This window comes from Paraglaciecola hydrolytica (assembly GCF_001565895.1).
Lineage (GTDB): Bacteria > Pseudomonadota > Gammaproteobacteria > Enterobacterales > Alteromonadaceae > Paraglaciecola > Paraglaciecola hydrolytica.
The window spans coordinates 127,025-144,173 of the sequence record NZ_LSNE01000011.1 but is presented as its reverse complement, the minus strand read 5'-3'; the positions used below and the strand labels follow the sequence as shown (position 1 = coordinate 144,173).

The 17,149-nt window shown below is 42.6% G+C and carries 15 protein-coding genes; 9 read left to right on the top strand and 6 right to left on the bottom strand.

The genetic code is table 11. The features are described 5' to 3' along the window. Positions 1-20 precede the first annotated feature (20 nt). Positions 21-377, bottom strand: coding sequence for a cupin domain-containing protein (locus tag AX660_RS19085; protein WP_068380620.1), 357 nt, complete (start codon positions 375-377; stop codon positions 21-23). A 115-nt stretch (positions 378-492) separates the two neighbouring features. Here AX660_RS19085 and AX660_RS19080 point away from each other — a divergent pair, with 115 nt between their 5' ends. After that, the gene (locus tag AX660_RS19080) at positions 493-1,395 is read left to right on the top strand and encodes a LysR family transcriptional regulator (RefSeq protein ID WP_068380617.1); all 903 of its coding nucleotides are present in this window, start codon (positions 493-495) and stop codon (positions 1,393-1,395) included. A gap of 83 nt (positions 1,396-1,478) precedes the next feature. On the opposite strand, the gene AX660_RS19075 is transcribed toward AX660_RS19080, so the two are convergent. Continuing rightward, positions 1,479-3,128 (bottom strand): sulfatase family protein, encoded by a 1,650-nt coding sequence (locus AX660_RS19075; protein WP_201027479.1) that lies wholly within the window; start codon positions 3,126-3,128, stop codon positions 1,479-1,481. 247 nt (positions 3,129-3,375) lie between these two features. Here AX660_RS19075 and AX660_RS22910 point away from each other — a divergent pair, with 247 nt between their 5' ends. From AX660_RS22910 to AX660_RS19045, 6 genes are all read left to right on the top strand, one after another. Further along, a complete protein-coding gene (locus tag AX660_RS22910) occupies positions 3,376-5,541 on the top strand; it encodes an endo-1,4-beta-xylanase (protein WP_201027478.1) in 2,166 nt (721 codons plus the stop codon). A gap of 84 nt (positions 5,542-5,625) precedes the next feature. Then, positions 5,626-6,261, top strand: a complete 636-nt coding sequence (locus AX660_RS19065; protein WP_068380613.1) for a gluconate 2-dehydrogenase subunit 3 family protein — start codon at positions 5,626-5,628, stop codon at positions 6,259-6,261. A gap of 55 nt (positions 6,262-6,316) precedes the next feature. Further along, the gene (locus tag AX660_RS19060) at positions 6,317-8,044 is read left to right on the top strand and encodes a GMC oxidoreductase (protein WP_068380612.1); all 1,728 of its coding nucleotides are present in this window, start codon (positions 6,317-6,319) and stop codon (positions 8,042-8,044) included. A gap of 354 nt (positions 8,045-8,398) precedes the next feature. Continuing rightward, on the top strand, positions 8,399-9,181 hold the full coding sequence (locus AX660_RS19055) for a DUF6090 family protein (RefSeq protein WP_068380611.1): 783 nt from the start codon (positions 8,399-8,401) through the stop codon (positions 9,179-9,181). Further along, on the top strand, positions 9,178-9,999 hold the full coding sequence (locus tag AX660_RS19050; RefSeq protein WP_068380610.1) for a hypothetical protein: 822 nt from the start codon (positions 9,178-9,180) through the stop codon (positions 9,997-9,999). Before AX660_RS19055 ends, AX660_RS19050 begins: the two co-directional genes overlap by 4 nt. Positions 10,000-10,034: 35 nt before the next feature. Next, the gene (locus AX660_RS19045; RefSeq protein ID WP_068380609.1) at positions 10,035-10,244 is read left to right on the top strand and encodes a hypothetical protein; all 210 of its coding nucleotides are present in this window, start codon (positions 10,035-10,037) and stop codon (positions 10,242-10,244) included. A gap of 12 nt (positions 10,245-10,256) precedes the next feature. On the opposite strand, the gene AX660_RS19040 is transcribed toward AX660_RS19045, so the two are convergent. Next, positions 10,257-12,011: a monovalent cation:proton antiporter-2 (CPA2) family protein gene (locus AX660_RS19040; protein WP_068380608.1), complete on the bottom strand. Its 1,755-nt coding sequence runs from the start codon at positions 12,009-12,011 to the stop codon at positions 10,257-10,259. Between the two features lie 217 nt (positions 12,012-12,228). On the opposite strand from AX660_RS19040, the gene AX660_RS19035 reads away from it, so the two are divergent. After that, complete coding sequence (locus tag AX660_RS19035; RefSeq protein WP_068380606.1) at positions 12,229-12,786, top strand: NAD/FAD-utilizing enzyme; 558 nt, start codon at positions 12,229-12,231, stop codon at positions 12,784-12,786. Between the two features lie 16 nt (positions 12,787-12,802). Here the strand turns inward: AX660_RS19035 and AX660_RS19030 are convergent, their stop codons facing one another. Beyond that, positions 12,803-13,276, bottom strand: a complete 474-nt coding sequence (locus tag AX660_RS19030) for an energy transducer TonB (RefSeq protein ID WP_068380603.1) — start codon at positions 13,274-13,276, stop codon at positions 12,803-12,805. Between the two features lie 465 nt (positions 13,277-13,741). On the opposite strand from AX660_RS19030, the gene efpL reads away from it, so the two are divergent. Continuing rightward, positions 13,742-14,311, top strand: coding sequence for an elongation factor P-like protein EfpL (gene efpL, locus AX660_RS19025; RefSeq protein WP_068380596.1), 570 nt, complete (start codon positions 13,742-13,744; stop codon positions 14,309-14,311). A 58-nt stretch (positions 14,312-14,369) separates the two neighbouring features. Here the strand turns inward: efpL and AX660_RS19020 are convergent, their stop codons facing one another. Together AX660_RS19020 and AX660_RS19015 are read right to left on the bottom strand one after the other, a co-directional pair. After that, positions 14,370-15,686, bottom strand: a complete 1,317-nt coding sequence (locus tag AX660_RS19020; RefSeq protein WP_068380592.1) for an alpha-amylase family glycosyl hydrolase — start codon at positions 15,684-15,686, stop codon at positions 14,370-14,372. A gap of 57 nt (positions 15,687-15,743) precedes the next feature. Beyond that, positions 15,744-17,149, bottom strand: a 1,406-nt coding sequence (locus tag AX660_RS19015; RefSeq protein ID WP_157884358.1) for a molybdopterin dinucleotide binding domain-containing protein, incomplete at its 5' end; no start/stop codon positions are given.

Sequence of the window (17,149 nt, the reverse complement as noted above, 5' to 3'; positions counted from 1 at the left end):
CGACTCTCTGATAGCTATTTTTACTTTGTTCGTTCTTCAGGTATAAACATAGCGAGAAAATCTTCAGGTAATCTTGGCTCTGGTAACGCCAGCATATACACCACCCGATCTTTAATCGCGCCCTCAGCATGCAGTTCACCGGCAGGCACAATAATTTTGTCGCCAGCACTGACTGCTGTTCTTATATTGGTCTCCCCATCAAGAAAATCCGTTTCCCCTTCCATGATATAAGCGTGAACTTCATCTTTATGCCAATGCACTGGAGGTCCCTCGGTCGCACCTGAGACAAAAGTGGTTGGCCAGGTATTATTTTTTTCTATATCGGCTAAGACTTCAGACTGTGTGGTAAAAAACTGCTTATAAAATTTTAAGCCCATTTGAAATACTCCTTTTTCTACGTTTAGTTTAACTAATGCCTTGGGGAGCTTAACAGCAGGTTACTTGCGCAGTAAATACCTATACAATCATGACATTAATGTAAGGAGTGCACGAATGGATTTGAACAACATCCAGTTATTTGTTGATGTAATGCGGCGCAACAGTTTTGCTGAAGTAGCGAGAATGCGTAACATTGACCCTTCTTCAGTATCTCGCTCTATTCGCAAACTTGAAGAAACCTTGGGTTTTCGCTTGCTCCAACGCACGACTCGAAAGTTATCACCTACCGAAGCAGGAAAGTCCTATTTTACTCAAGTAGAAGGACTGGTCGCCACCTTTCTCAAAGCTGGGGAACAGGCTTTAGATTTATCCAATGAGCCGATCGGCAACCTCAGAGTAGCCGCCTGTACCTCTTTCGGGCAAAAAATATTAGTGCCCTTATTATCGGTAATGAGAAAGAAATATCCAAAACTCGTCATTGACTTGGTATTGGCTGACAATCAAGTTGATATTGTTGAGCAGCAAATCGATGTCGCAATCCGTTTTGGCAAAAAACCATCTGATGATTTTATTTGTCTGGAATTAGCGCCTAGAAAATTTATTGTCTGTGCCAGCCCAGCTTTTATCAAAGCAAATAAAATCAGCAAAAATCCACTTTGTTTAAGTGAATTGGAGTGTTTACGATTTTCAATTCCTGGATATCGTGATGCCTGGAAATTTCGTCAAGCTCAGCAAAAAGACCTCGCCGTGGCGGTCAATGGTCATTTGTTGATTTCTCATGGATTAACAATGACAGCAAGTACTGTTGCCGGACTTGGTGTGTCATTACTGCCAGATTGGGCGTGTCGCGATGAGTTAGCAGATGGAAGATTGGTTAATTTATTCCCCGACTACGAATGCGCAGCAGCAGATTTTGACACATCCACTTGGTTGGTTTATCCAAGTAGAGATTATATGCCCTTAAAACTCAGTGCTTTTATTGATTGCTTGAAAACTGAGATCCCAGAATTTCGCTAACACAAATTTTAAGCTTAAAGATGGAATTCAGTAAGTACCAACAAAAACCACTTGTTAATGTCAGTACTTACTTTCGTTTATCGTTATTTTTTGATGGGCTTTTGTTCTACTTTTGACATGCTAGCGCGTTTTTCGTCAGTTTGCATAAAGTCTCTGCTTCCTGGTATATCACCCTTTTCATTGGGCACTTTTAACCACTGAGCTGGAAACGTAGCTTCTTTAGAACGTGTTGCTTCACGCAGCACTGCTCCGCTCGAAAAGCGCTCAGTGTAAGGCACAGCATGCTGGCCATTATTATCTTCTAATTTGGCAAACAAGCGTGATCTGAGGTTGGCAACAATACTTAAATATGACTCGTCATTAATCAAATTATGCATTTCTTGTGGATCATTTTTGATGTCGTATAACTCTTCCGTATCCCAAACACCATGATAGGTAATGAATTTGTAATCATCGGTGCGCAGCGCAAATGTGGTTGGTGTGCTGGGGTAATTGAATTCCCAGTAATATTCATACAATAATTCGCTGCGCCATTGAGCCACTTTTTTGCCTTTAGCTAAGGGCAGTAAACTTTGACCTTCAAACTGTTGTGGTTGTTTTTTAACGCCAGCAATATCTAAAATAGTCGGTGCGATATCGATGTTCGCGGCAATTTCATGCACTACGCTTTTTTCGGCGATAATACCCGGCCCACGTACTAATAAGGGTACACGCATGGATTCTTCATAAGCATTACGTTTATCAATCAGTCCGTGTTCACCAAACATAAAACCATTGTCCCCCATGAGTACAACTATGGTGTCTTTATCGTGACCATTTTTTTCTAGCCATTGGAAGATACGACCTAAAGAGTCGTCAACAGCAGAAAGCGCACGGTGATACTGCATTTTGTAAGATTGCACATCTAAGGTGCTGTGATAAGGGAAGTCCACTCCGTGCCAGCTATTACGCTGATTTTTAACCCATAAAGGTTTGCCCTCATAGTTTTCCTCAGTATCGGCCTGTGAGCTAGGCACCGGAATTTCTTTACCTTGGTATTGGTTTTCATGGCGTTCTGCGGGTTGAAAGTCAGCGTGAACCGCCTTGTGCGATAAATACAAGAAAAACGGCTTATCGCTCTTTTTTTGTTGCTCCAACCAATCAATGGAATAGTCGGTTAATTCGTCAGTGATATAACCTTTTTGTGGCACCCGCTCACCGTCGACGTTCAAGGTATAGGGCTCGCCATTGGCTAAGGTCGTTGGGTAATAATTACCTTGACCAGGAAAGCTCACCCAGTGATCAAAGCCGGGTTGTGGTGCGTCTTTTGCGCCATGGCCACGAGACTCACCCATGTGCCATTTCCCCACAAAAGCAGTGTTATAACCTGCTTCTTTTAAGTAGCTAGAAAAGAATGTCGTGCCCTCTTTAGGCGGCGCATTGTTATCTACTACGCCATGGTTATGCATGTACTGCCCTGTGAGTATGGATGCACGACTGGGTGAACACAGTGCGGTAGTCACAAAAGCATTTTTAAAATGCACCCCTTCATTGGCCATTTTATCCATATTCGGGGTATCGAGCACGGGGTTCATAAAACCCAGTTCATCGTAGCGTTGGTCATCGGTGAGCACAAAGATGACATTGGCTGGTTTAGTCGCCGCTAAGGCAAAACCGGCAGGCATCAGTAGTAGTAAAGTAAATAAGTAACTTAGATGTCGCATAAATCCGCGGTACTGCATGTTATTGCTCATTCAAAATTCTCTTTATTATCGAAGTGTTAGCATCATAAAGCGCAAAAGCTGACAAGGTAACGTCAAAAAGTAGACGAAATGTATCAAGTTGTCGCATTTAACGATAGTGCGACAATTGCTGACCAAATTAACGTTAACACAACTAGTATGTTGAGCGCATTTGATACAAGTTACCCCTTTGCTCACATAGTTTTAAGACATTTGGCTGTTTTAATGTGGCATTTGATTAACCCGTTGTGAGATGTATATGCGCATAATTTTAGTTTTTGTCATGTTTATAGCTAGCTGTCTGCCCGCTTGGTCGACCACCTATGATGGTAAGGATATTAGCGGCCTAGAAAGTTTATTAAAGGTGGGTGAAACTCCTGCACTGTGGCAGGGTGATGAAGCATGGCGTGATGCTGCCGAGCAGAGGATCAATGAATTTCGCAAACAACATTTATTGATACAAGTGGTAGACGACACTGGCCAAGCGATACCAGACGTAAAAGTAACAGCCAAACTGATAAAACATCAGTTTGCCTTTGGTACGGTGATCCTCGCCAAGCACTTTGACAAAGTAAAACCGGTGCTGCCCGCTTTTGCCAATCAAATTGGTTTTGGCAATGCGCTAAAATACAAACGCAAAGACGAACTCGCGGTTTATGTGCCGCCGATTTTGGAATGGGCTAAACAGCAAAATATTGATGTGCGTGGCCATAATCTAGTATGGCCAGGTTGGCAGTACATGCATGATGATGCGCTACAGTATAAAGATGGTAAAAATAACCCCGCGCTTAAACAGTTTGTTGATCAGCAAATCCAAATTGCGGCGCAAAAATGGGATGTAATGGCCTGGGATGTCATCAACGAACCCATTGATAACAAAGACATACAAGCCATGCTTGGTGACGAGGCGATGGCCGACTGGTTTAAACTAGCCGCCAAATATCGTCGTAATAAAGATGCATTACTCTATATCAATGAAAACCGCATTATTTCAGCCCCTCATCAACAGGCTTATCGCATCACCGAATATCGCAGTATTATTGATAAAATTCTGCAACAAGGCGGACCAATTGAAGCGATTGGAGTACAAGCCCGTTTTCGCGTAGATGATATTACACCGCTACAGGTTTATGAGCGTTTAGAGCAGTTTGCTGATTTAAAGCTACCCATAATGGCCACCGAATTTGAAATTGTTGATACCAACAATAACAAAGGTTTTCGTTTTGCTCCAAGTGAGCTGCGTCGTGCCGAGCTAACCGAAAACTATATGAGCATATTGTTCTCCCATCCTCAGGTAAACGGCGTGATGGCGTGGACCACTTTAAACGAATTAAGCAAATCCTCTCGTGCCGGTGATAAACCTTTAAATGAACCAGAAAATAAGGGTTTGATCAATTGGGATCTATCCTTGCCACTTAACGGAAAAATGTGGCTGTATTTAACCAAACAACGTTGGCATACAGACATCGCTGCAACAACAGATCAAGATGGCGAAGTATTGGTTCACGGATTTAAAGGCCAATATGAACTCACTATCACCAGCGCAAATAAGACCATCCATCTCACTACCGATTTAGCTGATGAAGCTAAAACGCTGATCATCAAAACCAGCAAAAACAATAACTCAGTGCAACAAGAACAATCTTACCGCGATAAAATACCGCCCCTGAGTGTGCAATTGTGGTCAATAAAAGATGAGCTTAAAGCAGATTTTACCGGGACCTTAAAAAAACTAGCTGAACTGGGTTTTAAAGGCGTGGAGTTTGCCAGTGATTTTGGACCTTACCAAACTAATCCAGCAGGCCTCAAAACCCTGTTAGATTCTTTTGGCTTAAAAGCCAGTGGAGCCCATGTCAATATTAAGCAACTAGATGCACAAAATATCGCTAACACTTTAGATTTTATGCAGACACTGGGCGTGGACTTAGTGATTGTGCCTTGGGACAAAAGAGCTTGGCATCCCGATGGTGTAAAACAACTTACTCAAGAATTAAACGAGGCCGCAGCCAAGGCCAGCAAATGGGGCATTAATATAGGTTTTCACAACCATGATAAGGAATTTAATAATTTCCAAAAGACAAGCTTCTGGGATTACATAGCTTCACATACAGCTAACACTGTAGTACTGCAACTGGATGCGGGTTGGGTCAATTTTGCCGGTAAAGATCCAATCGCCTATGTCAAAAAGTATCCTGGGCGAACGTTAAGTACTCATTTCAAAATCAGGACAAAACCCAACAGCCAACAAAGTCCTATTTTAGGACAAGACAAATATGACTGGGGCGCTTTACTTAAAGCGAATATTGCTTATGGTGGTACCCAATGGATAGTGCTTGAGCAAGAAGAATATCCCGAAGGCGTAACACCTTTAGAGGCAGTGGCCTTATCCAAGTCAGGTTTAGATAAGATTATTGCTGAGTTGTAGATTCAGCATAACAACACCTTAGTTTTGTTAGTCACTAAAAACCTTAGGTTGTTAACAAACACGAACAATAGTGTAGGAAGTAATATGTCACAAAATCACGGGGATGAAACCCAACAATGTCACGACACCTCGCGCCGCCGTTTTCTTAACGGCTTTGGAGTTTTAGTCGGCGCCACTGCGGCTACGCAACTCTTAGGCGGCAATGCTATTTCAGTGGCGATGGCCTATACATCCCAAGCAGATAGCACCAGTAAAGCAGGTAAATTGTTATCGCAAGCGCAGTTAATTCAGCTAAAAGCCATTTGTGCCCAAGTCATACCTATAACCGAAACACTTGGCGCAGCCGATGTGGATGTGCATGGTTTTATCGATAATCAATTGTTTCATTGTCACACCGTAAAAGAACAACAACGAATTATTGAGCTGCTGACTAATATGGATAAAGAAGCTCAAGCACAATACCAACACAGTTTTGTGGAACTATCGGCGGCCCAACAAGTTAGCTTGCTTAACCACATAGAGTTGGGCACCAGCCACTTTAAACAAAAATACCGCAATGATTTTAAATACCTTAAAACCCTCATTTGCTTTGGTTATTACACCTCTGAAGTCGGCGCCTCTAAGGAACTAAGATATCTCGCCGTACCTGGTGGTTACACGGGCTCGATCCCTTATAAAACAAGTGATGCAAGTTGGGGCTCCCAGGGCTTGTCTTACTAATCTCCATGGCTCAAATTTTAAAGTTCAAATTTTAAAAATAGTGAAGTAAACAAACATGCAAAATGAACAGATGTATATTAAACAAACTAGCGAAGTGTATGACGCGATAGTAGTGGGCTCTGGAGTGTCTGGAGGTTGGGCTGCGAAGGAGCTCTGTGAAAAAGGCCAGAAAACCCTGATGATTGAGCGCGGCCGCATTGTCGAACATCGCAAAGATTATATCGGTGAAAATAAAGCGCCGTGGCAGCAAGAGTTTCGCACTAGTGTTGATAATTTATTGGTAGAACAGCAATACAATATCCAACAGCAATGTTATGCCTTTAAAGATGCCACCAAACATTTTTTTGGCAATGATCGTGATTTACCTTACAACACCCCAAAAGATAAACCCTTTAGCTGGATACGTGCCAATCAATTGGGCGGTAAATCCCTACTCTGGCATCGTCAATCTTATCGCTTAAGTGACTATGATTTTGCCGCAAATTCATTAGATGGTTATGGTAATGATTGGCCTATTCGTTATAAAGATATTGCTGATTGGTATTCCTATGTTGAAAAACATGCGGGCATCAGTGGTCAAGCTGAAAATTTGCCACAGTTACCCGACAGTGATTTTTTACCACCTTTTGAAATGAGCTCACCAGAAAAAGCCATTAAAGCCAAACTCGAAGCCTTGTTTCCAACGCGAAACATGACCATTGGCCGCACCGCCCATTTAACCAAACCCACTGAATTACATTACTCCCAAGGGCGTGTGCAATGTCAGGCACGTAATGAGTGCCAGGCGGGGTGCTCATTTGGCGCTTATTTCTCTACTCAAAGCTCTACCCTTCCGGCCGCCGCAAAAACAGGTTTACTGCATATTGCGCCCGATAGTGTGGTGCATAGTTTGATCTTTGATGAGCAAAAAAATCGGGTGATTGGTGTCAGGGTCATTGATAACAACGACCTGAGTCAGCGAGAGTATTTTGCCAAAGTAGTGTTTTTATGTGCCTCAACCTTAGGCAGTACGCAAATTTTATTAAATAGCTCGACTAAATCCCAGCCCAATGGTTTAGCTAACAACAGCGGCGTGCTTGGCCACTATTTAATGGATCACAATTACAATGCCAATGCAGGCGGCGACGTTGAGGGCTTTGAGGACGAGATTGACCGTGGCCGTCGTCCAACCGGTATTCTGGTTCCCAACTTTTATTATCAACCGGATCCTAAACGTAAATTTTTACGGGGTTACATGCTCGGTGGCAGTGCTTACCGTGAAAACTGGAAACAAACACAACATCAAGATGGTATAGGTGTTGATTTTAAAAACAGTCTTAAACAAGCCGGAAAGTGGAAGTTTAGTTTTTACGCCATGGGCGAAATGTTGCCACGTTTTGAAAATCAAGTGGCCTTGCATCCTACCCTAAAAGATAAATGGGGCATGCCTCAATTAGACATCGATTGCCAGTATTCAGAAAATGAAAAACTGATGATGGAAGACGCAAAAGAGCAGATGATCTTGATGTTAGAAGCCGTAGGCCTGACCAACGTTAAAGGACAAACCAGAAATAAACCACCGGGACTGGCTATCCATGAAGTAGGTACGGCACGTATGGGGCGCGATCCCAAAACCTCAGTGCTTAATAGTTTTAACCAAAGTCATGATATTCCTAACCTGTTTGTTACCGACGGTGCCAGCTTTTGTTCAACGGCTCCGCAAAACCCCAGCTTATCCTTTATGGCGTTAACTGCCAGAGCAGTAGACTATGCGCTCAAAGAGCGTGCAGCAGGACGACTATAACCTGTACCACGAGCTTGTTACTGGCGTTGTCAGCAACAAGCTCATGGTTAATCTCTAGAGTAAAACCCATGCCTAGCTTTAACGTTTTCGATATCGTTAAAATCCAAGCAAACCATACAGGCTAAAGCAGTAAGTTATGGTTGGGCCGAAAATGAAATAGGCGATTTTTCCCTGCCCCAGTAAAGATAAAATATAAGTCTTTCAGACTCTTATGCTGAAACCCAAGGAGCTAACAAACAAAAATTAAGTTGCGCTAAAGCAGTGGGATAGATACGCTTAAAAAACAAACAGCACGGTTGGATCACAAATTACCAGCGTGCCATAACGCCTCCCAATTTTTTAAGGCTTTAAGCGATGATTTTACGCCGCGTTATTCACCATTTCCGTAAGCAAGAATGGACAGCCATAGGCATTGATTTTTTGATTGTGGTGTTTGGTGTGTTTATGGGACTGCAGGTATCTAACTGGAACGACGGTCGTAAAACGAGCCAACGAGCGGCCGTGTTCAGCGAGCGATTAGCCAAGGATATGCGTTATGAAGCATGGGCTTATGAATATCTTATCGACTACAATCGAGACGTTCTCAGCGGCGCGAAGGCGGCACTCGACACACTGTCCGGCGCAATTCCTCTATCTGACGAGCAATTTCTTATCAATGCCTATCGGGCGACCCAGTACAAATATATGGACAGGGGGCGTTCGACCTTTGACGAGTTGATCTCGACGGGCAATATCGGACTTATTGCCGATGAAGACCTACGCACGACGGCAATTTCAATTTATACCACGACGCTGATAGATGTGGTCGCCGAGGAAGGGCGACAAGCCCCAATCCGAACGATCTTCCGTCGGCGCGTACCAGCCGATGTCCAGCATGCCTTGCTTGAAAAATGTGGTGATCGCTTCGCCGCGTCCGGTGACTACCAAGCAATTGTCGGCTCACTAGCTTATCCATGCACACTTGGACTTGATGCGGCACAGATCGCTGCAGCGGCCACTTTACTGCGCACTGCCCCCGGACTGGTGGAGTCCTTACAAATTCGTTTTGCAGATCTGGAGACCGCAATCCAAGACTTAGAAAAGGTCAACAGCGAGATTTTTATCAAACTTCGCAGCATCGCAGGTAGAAAACCATGATCCTACGCCGCGTAATTCAACACTTTCGCAATCAAGAATGGACAGCCATTGGCATCGATTTTTTAATCGTGGTAGTGGGCGTGTTTATGGGTATTCAGGTATCAAACTGGAATCAGGCACAAACCGATAAACACTTAGGCGAAAAATTTACTGAACGACTCAAAGCCGATCTTGTGGTTGAGGCGTGGAATTATGCCGCTTTAATTGAGTATCTGGTCGATGTGCAAAGCAATACTGACAAAGCGCTAGCTGGACTGCAGGGCACGATTGATATATCTGATGAACAATTATTGATTGCCGCGTATCGTGCAACCCAATTTAACGCAGGGATCAGGCAGAGAACCACCTATGATGAGCTCATTTCTACCGGGAAAATTGGTTTTATCGCAGATAAAACCTTAGTGAATACCGCGTTACTCATCTATGACACAAGAATATTAGATCAAGTGAATGATGAAGGTGTTAATTCTGCTTACCGCGTAACATTCAGAAAGAGTCTGCCGGTAGCAATCCAAGATAGTGTTGGTCAACATTGTGGCGATCGCTTTGTACCGACAGGAGATTTTAATGACATTAAGAACCAGTTGAACTACCCCTGCAGCACAAACTTATCTGCACAACAAATTGAACTCGCAGTAAAGCTACTACGTGATAATCCAGCTATCGTCGAAAATCTGCGTCTAAGAGCGATGGATGTCAGAACACAACACAATAATCTGGTAATTAGTAATCAGGATATTTTTGAGGCCCTGAAAAATATTAAAAATGCCGCAACTCCTCAAAAAACAATGACTTCTGATACCAGCCCTGCACAATAAACCTAGGTCAACGTACCATCCTAACCAATACGGCAATGGAGCAGCAAAAAAACGACTTTCTCGCCATGATTGAAATGAGCTTAGCTAAACATGAAATGGCCGAGGTATGGATTAAATCTATTCGTAGCCCTGAAAATTTAAGCGATACACAAATCCGCATGGTCGAAAGCCATTGGCATTTTGTCTTTCGAGCTATAGGAGTGCTTTGTTTTTGGATAGATAAAATAGGCTTAGGCTTTAACTAGCAATTCTAAACCTCACAACGACTGTTTATCTTTCGCAAACAACGTACTGAGCTCTTCCCTACCCTGTTTACTTGTGGCAATAAGTTGCTCCATTGTCACATCTTGAGCAATGCTTTTTTCCAATAAATCTTTATCATGTTGGGCAAACATAGTCGTTAGATTATTAGCTTCAGACTCTGTATACCCATATTCCCTTAACATCAAATTTGCAGCGTCTAAGCCACCGGCAAATAACTCTCTTACAGAATGCTCAACTCCAATTTCAGCGAAACGTCTTACTGTCATGCGATTTCGAGCTCGGGCGATAATTTTAATTTGGGGAAATTGATGATGTACTAACTCTGCTATCTTCAGAGCATCTTCTTCACTGTCCACCGCGATCAGTAAAATACGGACATGTTCAATACCTGCGGTGATCAATAAATCAAGACGGCAAGCGTCACCATAAAACACTTTATTACCAAACTGTTTTACAAACTCAATATGTTTGGCATCTTTATCCAACGCGATGAAAGGGATGTTGTTTGCTGCCAATATCCTCGCGCTCACTTGGCCAAAACGACCAAAGCCTGCAATCAATACTTCAGGCTCACTAATATCTTTTTTATTATCATATACCGCAGGACAATTTTTACTGGTAAACCACAAGCTATGCAAAATAACCAAGGGTGAGGTTAAAGCCATTGATATGCCTACAACAAGCGTCACTTGGTCGGCAATAGTAACTGCAAAAATGCCATTACTCGCCGCTTGGGCCATTACAACAAAAGCAAACTCACCACCTTGAGACAGCATTAAAGCGACTCTGAATGAATCAGTAGAAGTCTGTTTATTCAGTTTCAAAATCAAAAAGATAATGACTGTTTTAATCACAACTAACAGTAAAGCGGCTGAGATAATAAAAATCGGTTCCGCAATTAACAAACCCAAATCGAGGTTCATGCCTATAGCGATAAAAAACAGGCCTAAGAGTAAACCTTTAAAAGGTTCAATTTCGGTTTCTAACTGATGCCTAAAGCTTGAGTTAGCTAGGAGTATACCCGCGATAAAAGCGCCCATGCCCATTGAAAGACCAGCTTCCTGCATGCCCAAAGCCGTCGCAATAACTATTAATAGCGCGGCAGCTGTCATCACTTCTGCGCTGCCGTAAGATGAAATCAAACGTAAAAAAGGATTGGTCAAATAACGGCCAACAACTAAGACTCCAACGACAGCCAACACACTTATCCACCATTGCGGAGATTGGCTTTTTTCAAGTACGGAAAAGCTTTCAACTAGCAGTAAAATGGGAATAACCGCAAGATCTTGCATGAGCAATATTGAAAAACCCTGTTGGCCGGGCGGAGATTTTAGAATTTTATGTTCATTTAAAAGTTGTACCGCAAAAGCAGTAGACGATAACGACAAGGACAAACCGATAATAATCGAACTAATTACACTTAATTCAAAACTGTAATGTACTAATCCAGTAATGGCCGCAGCACTGATAATTAACTGCCCACCACCGGTTAACATAATGTGACTGCGCATGCGCCAGAGCTTTTGCGGCTCTAACTCCAATCCTATAATAAAGAGTAATAGCACCACACCTAATTCAGCGATGTGCAGAATGGTTTGAGGATCGTTCACCCAATCCATTATCTGTGGGCCGATAATTAAACCCGCGATCAAATATCCAAGAATAGCCCCAAGCTTGAATTTTTTAAAAATAGGTACTGCAACAACGGTTGCTATCAAAAAAATTAATGCGGTTCCAAGTCCACTCATTGCTTACACTTCCTAGTAAAAACGCTACAAATAGCATATCAGAATTACACGATAGGCATACTAAAGAGAAGTGAATAGCCGAAGTCAGCAAACATCCCAAGCCATTTGCACCCTGAGTATCAAAAGCGTATTGCTCTACAATCTTTACATTTTTATAACACTGCTATACTCATTAAGTTGATTTTAATGCAATAGACATTAGTTTCGGAGAAAAACCATGCAAAGACACTATTACATAAGTGATGATCTAAGCGAATTAGAAACGATTGAAAACGAGCTACAAGCCAAAGGCGTATTAAGCCCTCAAATTCATGTGTTAAGTGACAACGACGCTGAAGTCGAAAAACACCATCTACATGCCATAGAGCCGGTACTAAAAAAAGACGTAGTTCGTTCTACCGAAGTCGGAGCCATTTTAGGTTTAGTGGGAGCGGGTTTAGTACTCGTGGTAACATACCTTATGCAGTGGCACCAAAGTCCTATTGGCTGGTTACCATTTATTTTTTCAGCCTTAGTAACTTTAGGTTTTTGCACTTGGCAAGGTGGGTTGATTGGTATCCAACTGCCCCACCATCAATTCAAACGCTTTCAGGAGCTGTTACAAAAAGGTCAACATGTCTTTTTTGTCGATATCGAACATAAACAAGAAGCTATCTTAACCAGCGTAGTAAATCAGCATCCTAATTTAAAATCTGCGGGGACAGGCAAAGCTACACCAAGTTGGATAGTTAAAGGCCAACATAAATTTAGCCATGTGATGAAAGTAATGCCTTAACTTATCTGTGATCTGCTTAATTATTAACTTTAATTCGCATACCGGTCGAATACACTATGTCTTCACTTGGGCATGAATATTCTGGTTTAACTGTGACACATGACTGATCTGGTTGATCAAAACAAAAATCAAATCGAGTTTGTGTTTTCACAGGAACCTTGGTGACATTTTGGGGTAATTCGGACCATTTCCATTTGTTAATCACCTCACTAGCCGCGCTTGCAAATAGCTTGTTGGTTGCAGTGATAACATTGATGTCTCTAATTTCATTCTGTGGCGTTATTACGTATTCAATAGTTGCACAGCCTTCAATAGATCCCATTGCGGCTTTCATTGGATACCTAGCGGGAAATCTATTCAATTGCTTCCACTTTGCAGATTGCATGGCGTTTTGTGTAAGGGGCAAACCTGTATATTGATCTTCTACTGTTGTTGATGTGCAACCACTCAATATCGCTACATATATAAGGAAAGCAAGTTTATTTTTCATACAGAAAACTCCTTTTAGAGAAAAATTCATGTCAATATTTGATTGAAAACTTCATCACAATCAAGCAAATATATATTAATCAAAGACATAGTTTCACATTCCCTGTAGAAAATAAAATGGTAATTTTTAGTACCAACTATTGTTTGCTCGGCATGAATCATTAGAGTCAGAACAATGTGATTCTCATTCGAACGTTGGCTTTTATTTCCCCGCTTAAGCGTTCCATGAGTGGCGTCAGAATTAGCTAAGTAAACTGGCAGGCGACCAAATATGGATGTTGGAAGATAGAACGAAGCAGAGGATGCCAGCGCCAACGATCAGTTATCGATATGACTAAGTACCAGCGCATGCTTTTAGAATCTTAGTCGCTCAGCAATAACCTTTTCGCCTTCAAATTCATTTTTGGCTTTTGCCAAATCCCATTTCCATGCTATTTTCTGCCACAAAATTTTTTGGAGAGCTCCTATGCCTAAAGCCAGTGAAATTAAAAAGAATGCGGCCATTGAACATAATGGCAAAGTATATTTGATCAAAGATATTAACAAACTCACACCCAGCGGTCGTGGTGGTGCAAGTTTGTACCGTATGCGTTTATACGAAGTCGGTACTGGCGTTAAAGCCGATGAAAGCTTTAAAGCCGAAGAAATGCTTACCGCTGTGGATTTTAGCCGCCGTAAAGTGACTTTGTCTTACATTGACGGTAACGAGTACTTCTTTATGGATAACGAAGATTATACTTCTTACGCGCTAAACGACGAGACCATTGCCGACGAAGCTTTATTTATCACCGAAGATACCAAAGGTTTGCAAGTATTGTTGGTTGAAGGTGAGCCAGTAGGCATCGAGTTACCTACTGCCGTAGATATGTTGATTATCGAAACCGATCCTTCAATTAAAGGAGCTTCGGCCACGGCCCGCACTAAACCAGCTAAATTAAGCACGGGTTTAATGATCCAAGTGCCAGAATATATCGCCAACGGTGAAAGAGTACGAGTCAATACTGAAGAACATAAGTTTATCAGTCGCGCTGACTAAGCTCTTTATTTATACATTAATGATTGGCCAGCGAGTGCTTAGCATTAGCTGGCTTTTTTTATAGCGGTTTAACCCATACCCGATAATCCCACGACGCCAGTTCAAACTCCGTAATGCTATCAAAATTTTGCAGTTCTTGGCGCAAACACTCACGATACGACCCTGTCACTAAAGCACTGTGCAAACACACATTTTGTACTTTGGCAGAGAGATTCAATACCACCAGCACTTGGCTATAAGCATCTTGGCGCACAAAACTAAACACACTATCGGGGCTGCTATTGGCTACGTGTAACATGGTTGCGCCCCACTGGCCATTTGCTAGTGCGCTATGGGATTTTTTAATAGTAATCAACTGCTGATATAAATCACCAATTTCATGGTTGCGCCACTCAATAGGGTCACGGTCAAAAAAGGCTAAACGCTTAGGGTTTCCCGCTTCTTGCCCGTTATATATCAAGGGCATGCCATCACCGAGTACTGATAAAACAATGGCTGCTTTTAGCCCCTCACCAAACTGCTCAAACTGGGTGCCGTCCCACGCGTTTTTATCGTGATTACTCACAAAGGTCATTTTAATCGCATCTTTGGGATAGGTTTTTTCATGCCACGAATAGTACTTAAACAGCTTTTCAATTTTGAGCTTGCCCATACAAATGCCATGTAGAGTTTCATTCCACATCCATGCGTACGTCATATCAAAAGCAGCATAATGCAGGTCTCGGGTTTCCCATTCGGCTAACATCAATACGGGTTTAATTTGTTCGAGTTGCTGGCGAACTGCTACCCAAAAATCCGTCGGCACCATGCCAGCAACATCACAGCGATAGCCGTCTATGTCGCACTCTTTAACCCAATAACACATCGCTTTGGCCATGTATTCGCGTAGCTCAGGATGGGAATAATCAAAGTCAATAATGTCATGCCAATCCCACCAAGGTGTGGGGTGAAAGTCATTTTGATGGTCGCGGGAATACCACTGTGGTTGCTCAGCCACTAAAACATTATCCCAAGCACTATGATTAGCCACCCAATCAACGATCACATACATGCCCTGTGCATGAATGGCATTTACTAAGGCTTTAAAGTCATCAATAGTGCCAAACTCGGGGTTAATTGTTAGATAATTTTGTACCGCATAAGGGCTACCTAGACTGCCCTTGCGATTTTTAAGCCCAATAGGATTTATCGGCATCAAATAAATAATATCGATGCCCAAATCTTTAAGTCGAGGTAAGTGCTCAATTGCCGCGCTAAACGTACCTTGTTTAGTGAATTGCCGTGTATTGATTTGATACATCACCGCGTTTTTACACCAATCGGGATGAATTAAACGCACAGGATTTTGTGGTCTATGTCTGCTGATTGTAGCCATCTTTTCCTCCACTCGTGCTGTTAGTTATTTTATCGCCTTTTGTATCGTTACTAAGCTTTATTTAGCTTTATGTAAACTGATCACCACTGACTTATAAGCAGGAGTATTGCTTTTTTCTGCCACACTACTGAGCGGGATCAAGTCATTGGTTTCAGGGTAATAAGATGCAGCGCAGCCTTGAGGTATGGCGTATTCCACCAAGGTAAATCCTTGAGCTTTGCGTATTTGTTGGGGCTCATCTGGCCAATGGCTGTGAATATCCACCACTTCTCCGGCTTTAAAACCTAAGGCTGCAATATCCTGAGCGTTAACAAACAAGACCTGACGGCTGCCATGAATACCACGGTAACGATCATTGTCGGTATAGATAGTGGTATTAAACTGGTCATGACTGCGTATTGTCATCATCATTAAACATTTATCCGCGCCTTTGGCGGCGCTGAGTTCATGCACCACAAAATTAGCTTTTTTAGTGGCAGTATTAAACTGGCGTTTATCCCGCACGGCATTAGGTAATTCAAACTCCCCATCTTGCTCAATGCGCTGATTAAAATCAGTAAAGCCGGGGATCACTTGAGCAATGCCATCACGAATTAAGGCATAGTCATCACGATGGGCTAACCAGTTGGTTTTGCTCTGTGGTAATACCTTGGTCGCCAGCTCGGCAATGATAGCGATTTCACTTTTTAAGCTTTGACTAGCAGGCGGGATTTTGCCATGAGAGGTTTGCACCACGCCCATGGAGTTTTCCACCGTGACGGTTTGAATGCCAGTGGCTTGACGGTCTATCTCAGTACGCCCTAAGGTTGGGAATATTAAGGCTGTTTTCGCGGTATAGAGATGGGATAGATTCAATTTAGTCGATACCTGCACACTCAAATCACAGTTTGCCAAACCAGCTTCAATGGCCTGATGGTCGGGCATGGCGCGATAAAAGTTACCACCTAAGGCAAAAAATACTTTCAGCTTTTCTTGTTGCATAGCATGAGCGGCTTCAATGGCATCATAACCATCTTCTCGAGGAGCAATAAAATCATAGGTTTGTTCGAGTTTATCTAAAAACGCTTTGGGTGGTTTTTCCCAAATGCCCATAGTACGGTCGCCCTGCACATTACTGTGGCCACGCACCGGACACACACCTGCACCGGGCTTGCCTAAGTTGCCTTGCAACATTAAAAAGTTGGTCATTAGTTGAATATTGGCCACGGCATTTTTATGCTGAGTCATGCCCATAGCCCAACAGCATATGGTCTTGTTCGACGCGCAGGCAATATCTGCTGCTTGCTGAATTTGTGCCTTAGTTAAACCACTGAGCTGCTCAATATCGACCCAAGGGGTGTTAAGACAATCTTGTTTAAACTCGGCAAAACCATGGCAATATTCATCGATAAACGCCATATCTAATACCGCTTGCCCTGCGTCATGACGTTCAATTAATTCACGGCACAAACCTTTTAACAAGG

Coding starts and splice junctions, on each gene's coding strand:
- AX660_RS19085 (WP_068380620.1), bottom strand. CDS start 377: ATGGGCTTAAAATTTTATAAGCAGTTTTTTACCACACAGTCTGAAGTC.
- AX660_RS19080 (WP_068380617.1), top strand. CDS start 493: ATGGATTTGAACAACATCCAGTTATTTGTTGATGTAATGCGGCGCAAC.
- AX660_RS19075 (WP_201027479.1), bottom strand. CDS start 3,128: ATGAGCAATAACATGCAGTACCGCGGATTTATGCGACATCTAAGTTAC.
- AX660_RS22910 (WP_201027478.1), top strand. CDS start 3,376: ATGCGCATAATTTTAGTTTTTGTCATGTTTATAGCTAGCTGTCTGCCC.
- AX660_RS19065 (WP_068380613.1), top strand. CDS start 5,626: ATGTCACAAAATCACGGGGATGAAACCCAACAATGTCACGACACCTCG.
- AX660_RS19060 (WP_068380612.1), top strand. CDS start 6,317: ATGCAAAATGAACAGATGTATATTAAACAAACTAGCGAAGTGTATGAC.
- AX660_RS19055 (WP_068380611.1), top strand. CDS start 8,399: ATGATTTTACGCCGCGTTATTCACCATTTCCGTAAGCAAGAATGGACA.
- AX660_RS19050 (WP_068380610.1), top strand. CDS start 9,178: ATGATCCTACGCCGCGTAATTCAACACTTTCGCAATCAAGAATGGACA.
- AX660_RS19045 (WP_068380609.1), top strand. CDS start 10,035: ATGGAGCAGCAAAAAAACGACTTTCTCGCCATGATTGAAATGAGCTTA.
- AX660_RS19040 (WP_068380608.1), bottom strand. CDS start 12,011: ATGAGTGGACTTGGAACCGCATTAATTTTTTTGATAGCAACCGTTGTT.
- AX660_RS19035 (WP_068380606.1), top strand. CDS start 12,229: ATGCAAAGACACTATTACATAAGTGATGATCTAAGCGAATTAGAAACG.
- AX660_RS19030 (WP_068380603.1), bottom strand. CDS start 13,276: ATGAAAAATAAACTTGCTTTCCTTATATATGTAGCGATATTGAGTGGT.
- efpL (WP_068380596.1), top strand. CDS start 13,742: ATGCCTAAAGCCAGTGAAATTAAAAAGAATGCGGCCATTGAACATAAT.
- AX660_RS19020 (WP_068380592.1), bottom strand. CDS start 15,686: ATGGCTACAATCAGCAGACATAGACCACAAAATCCTGTGCGTTTAATT.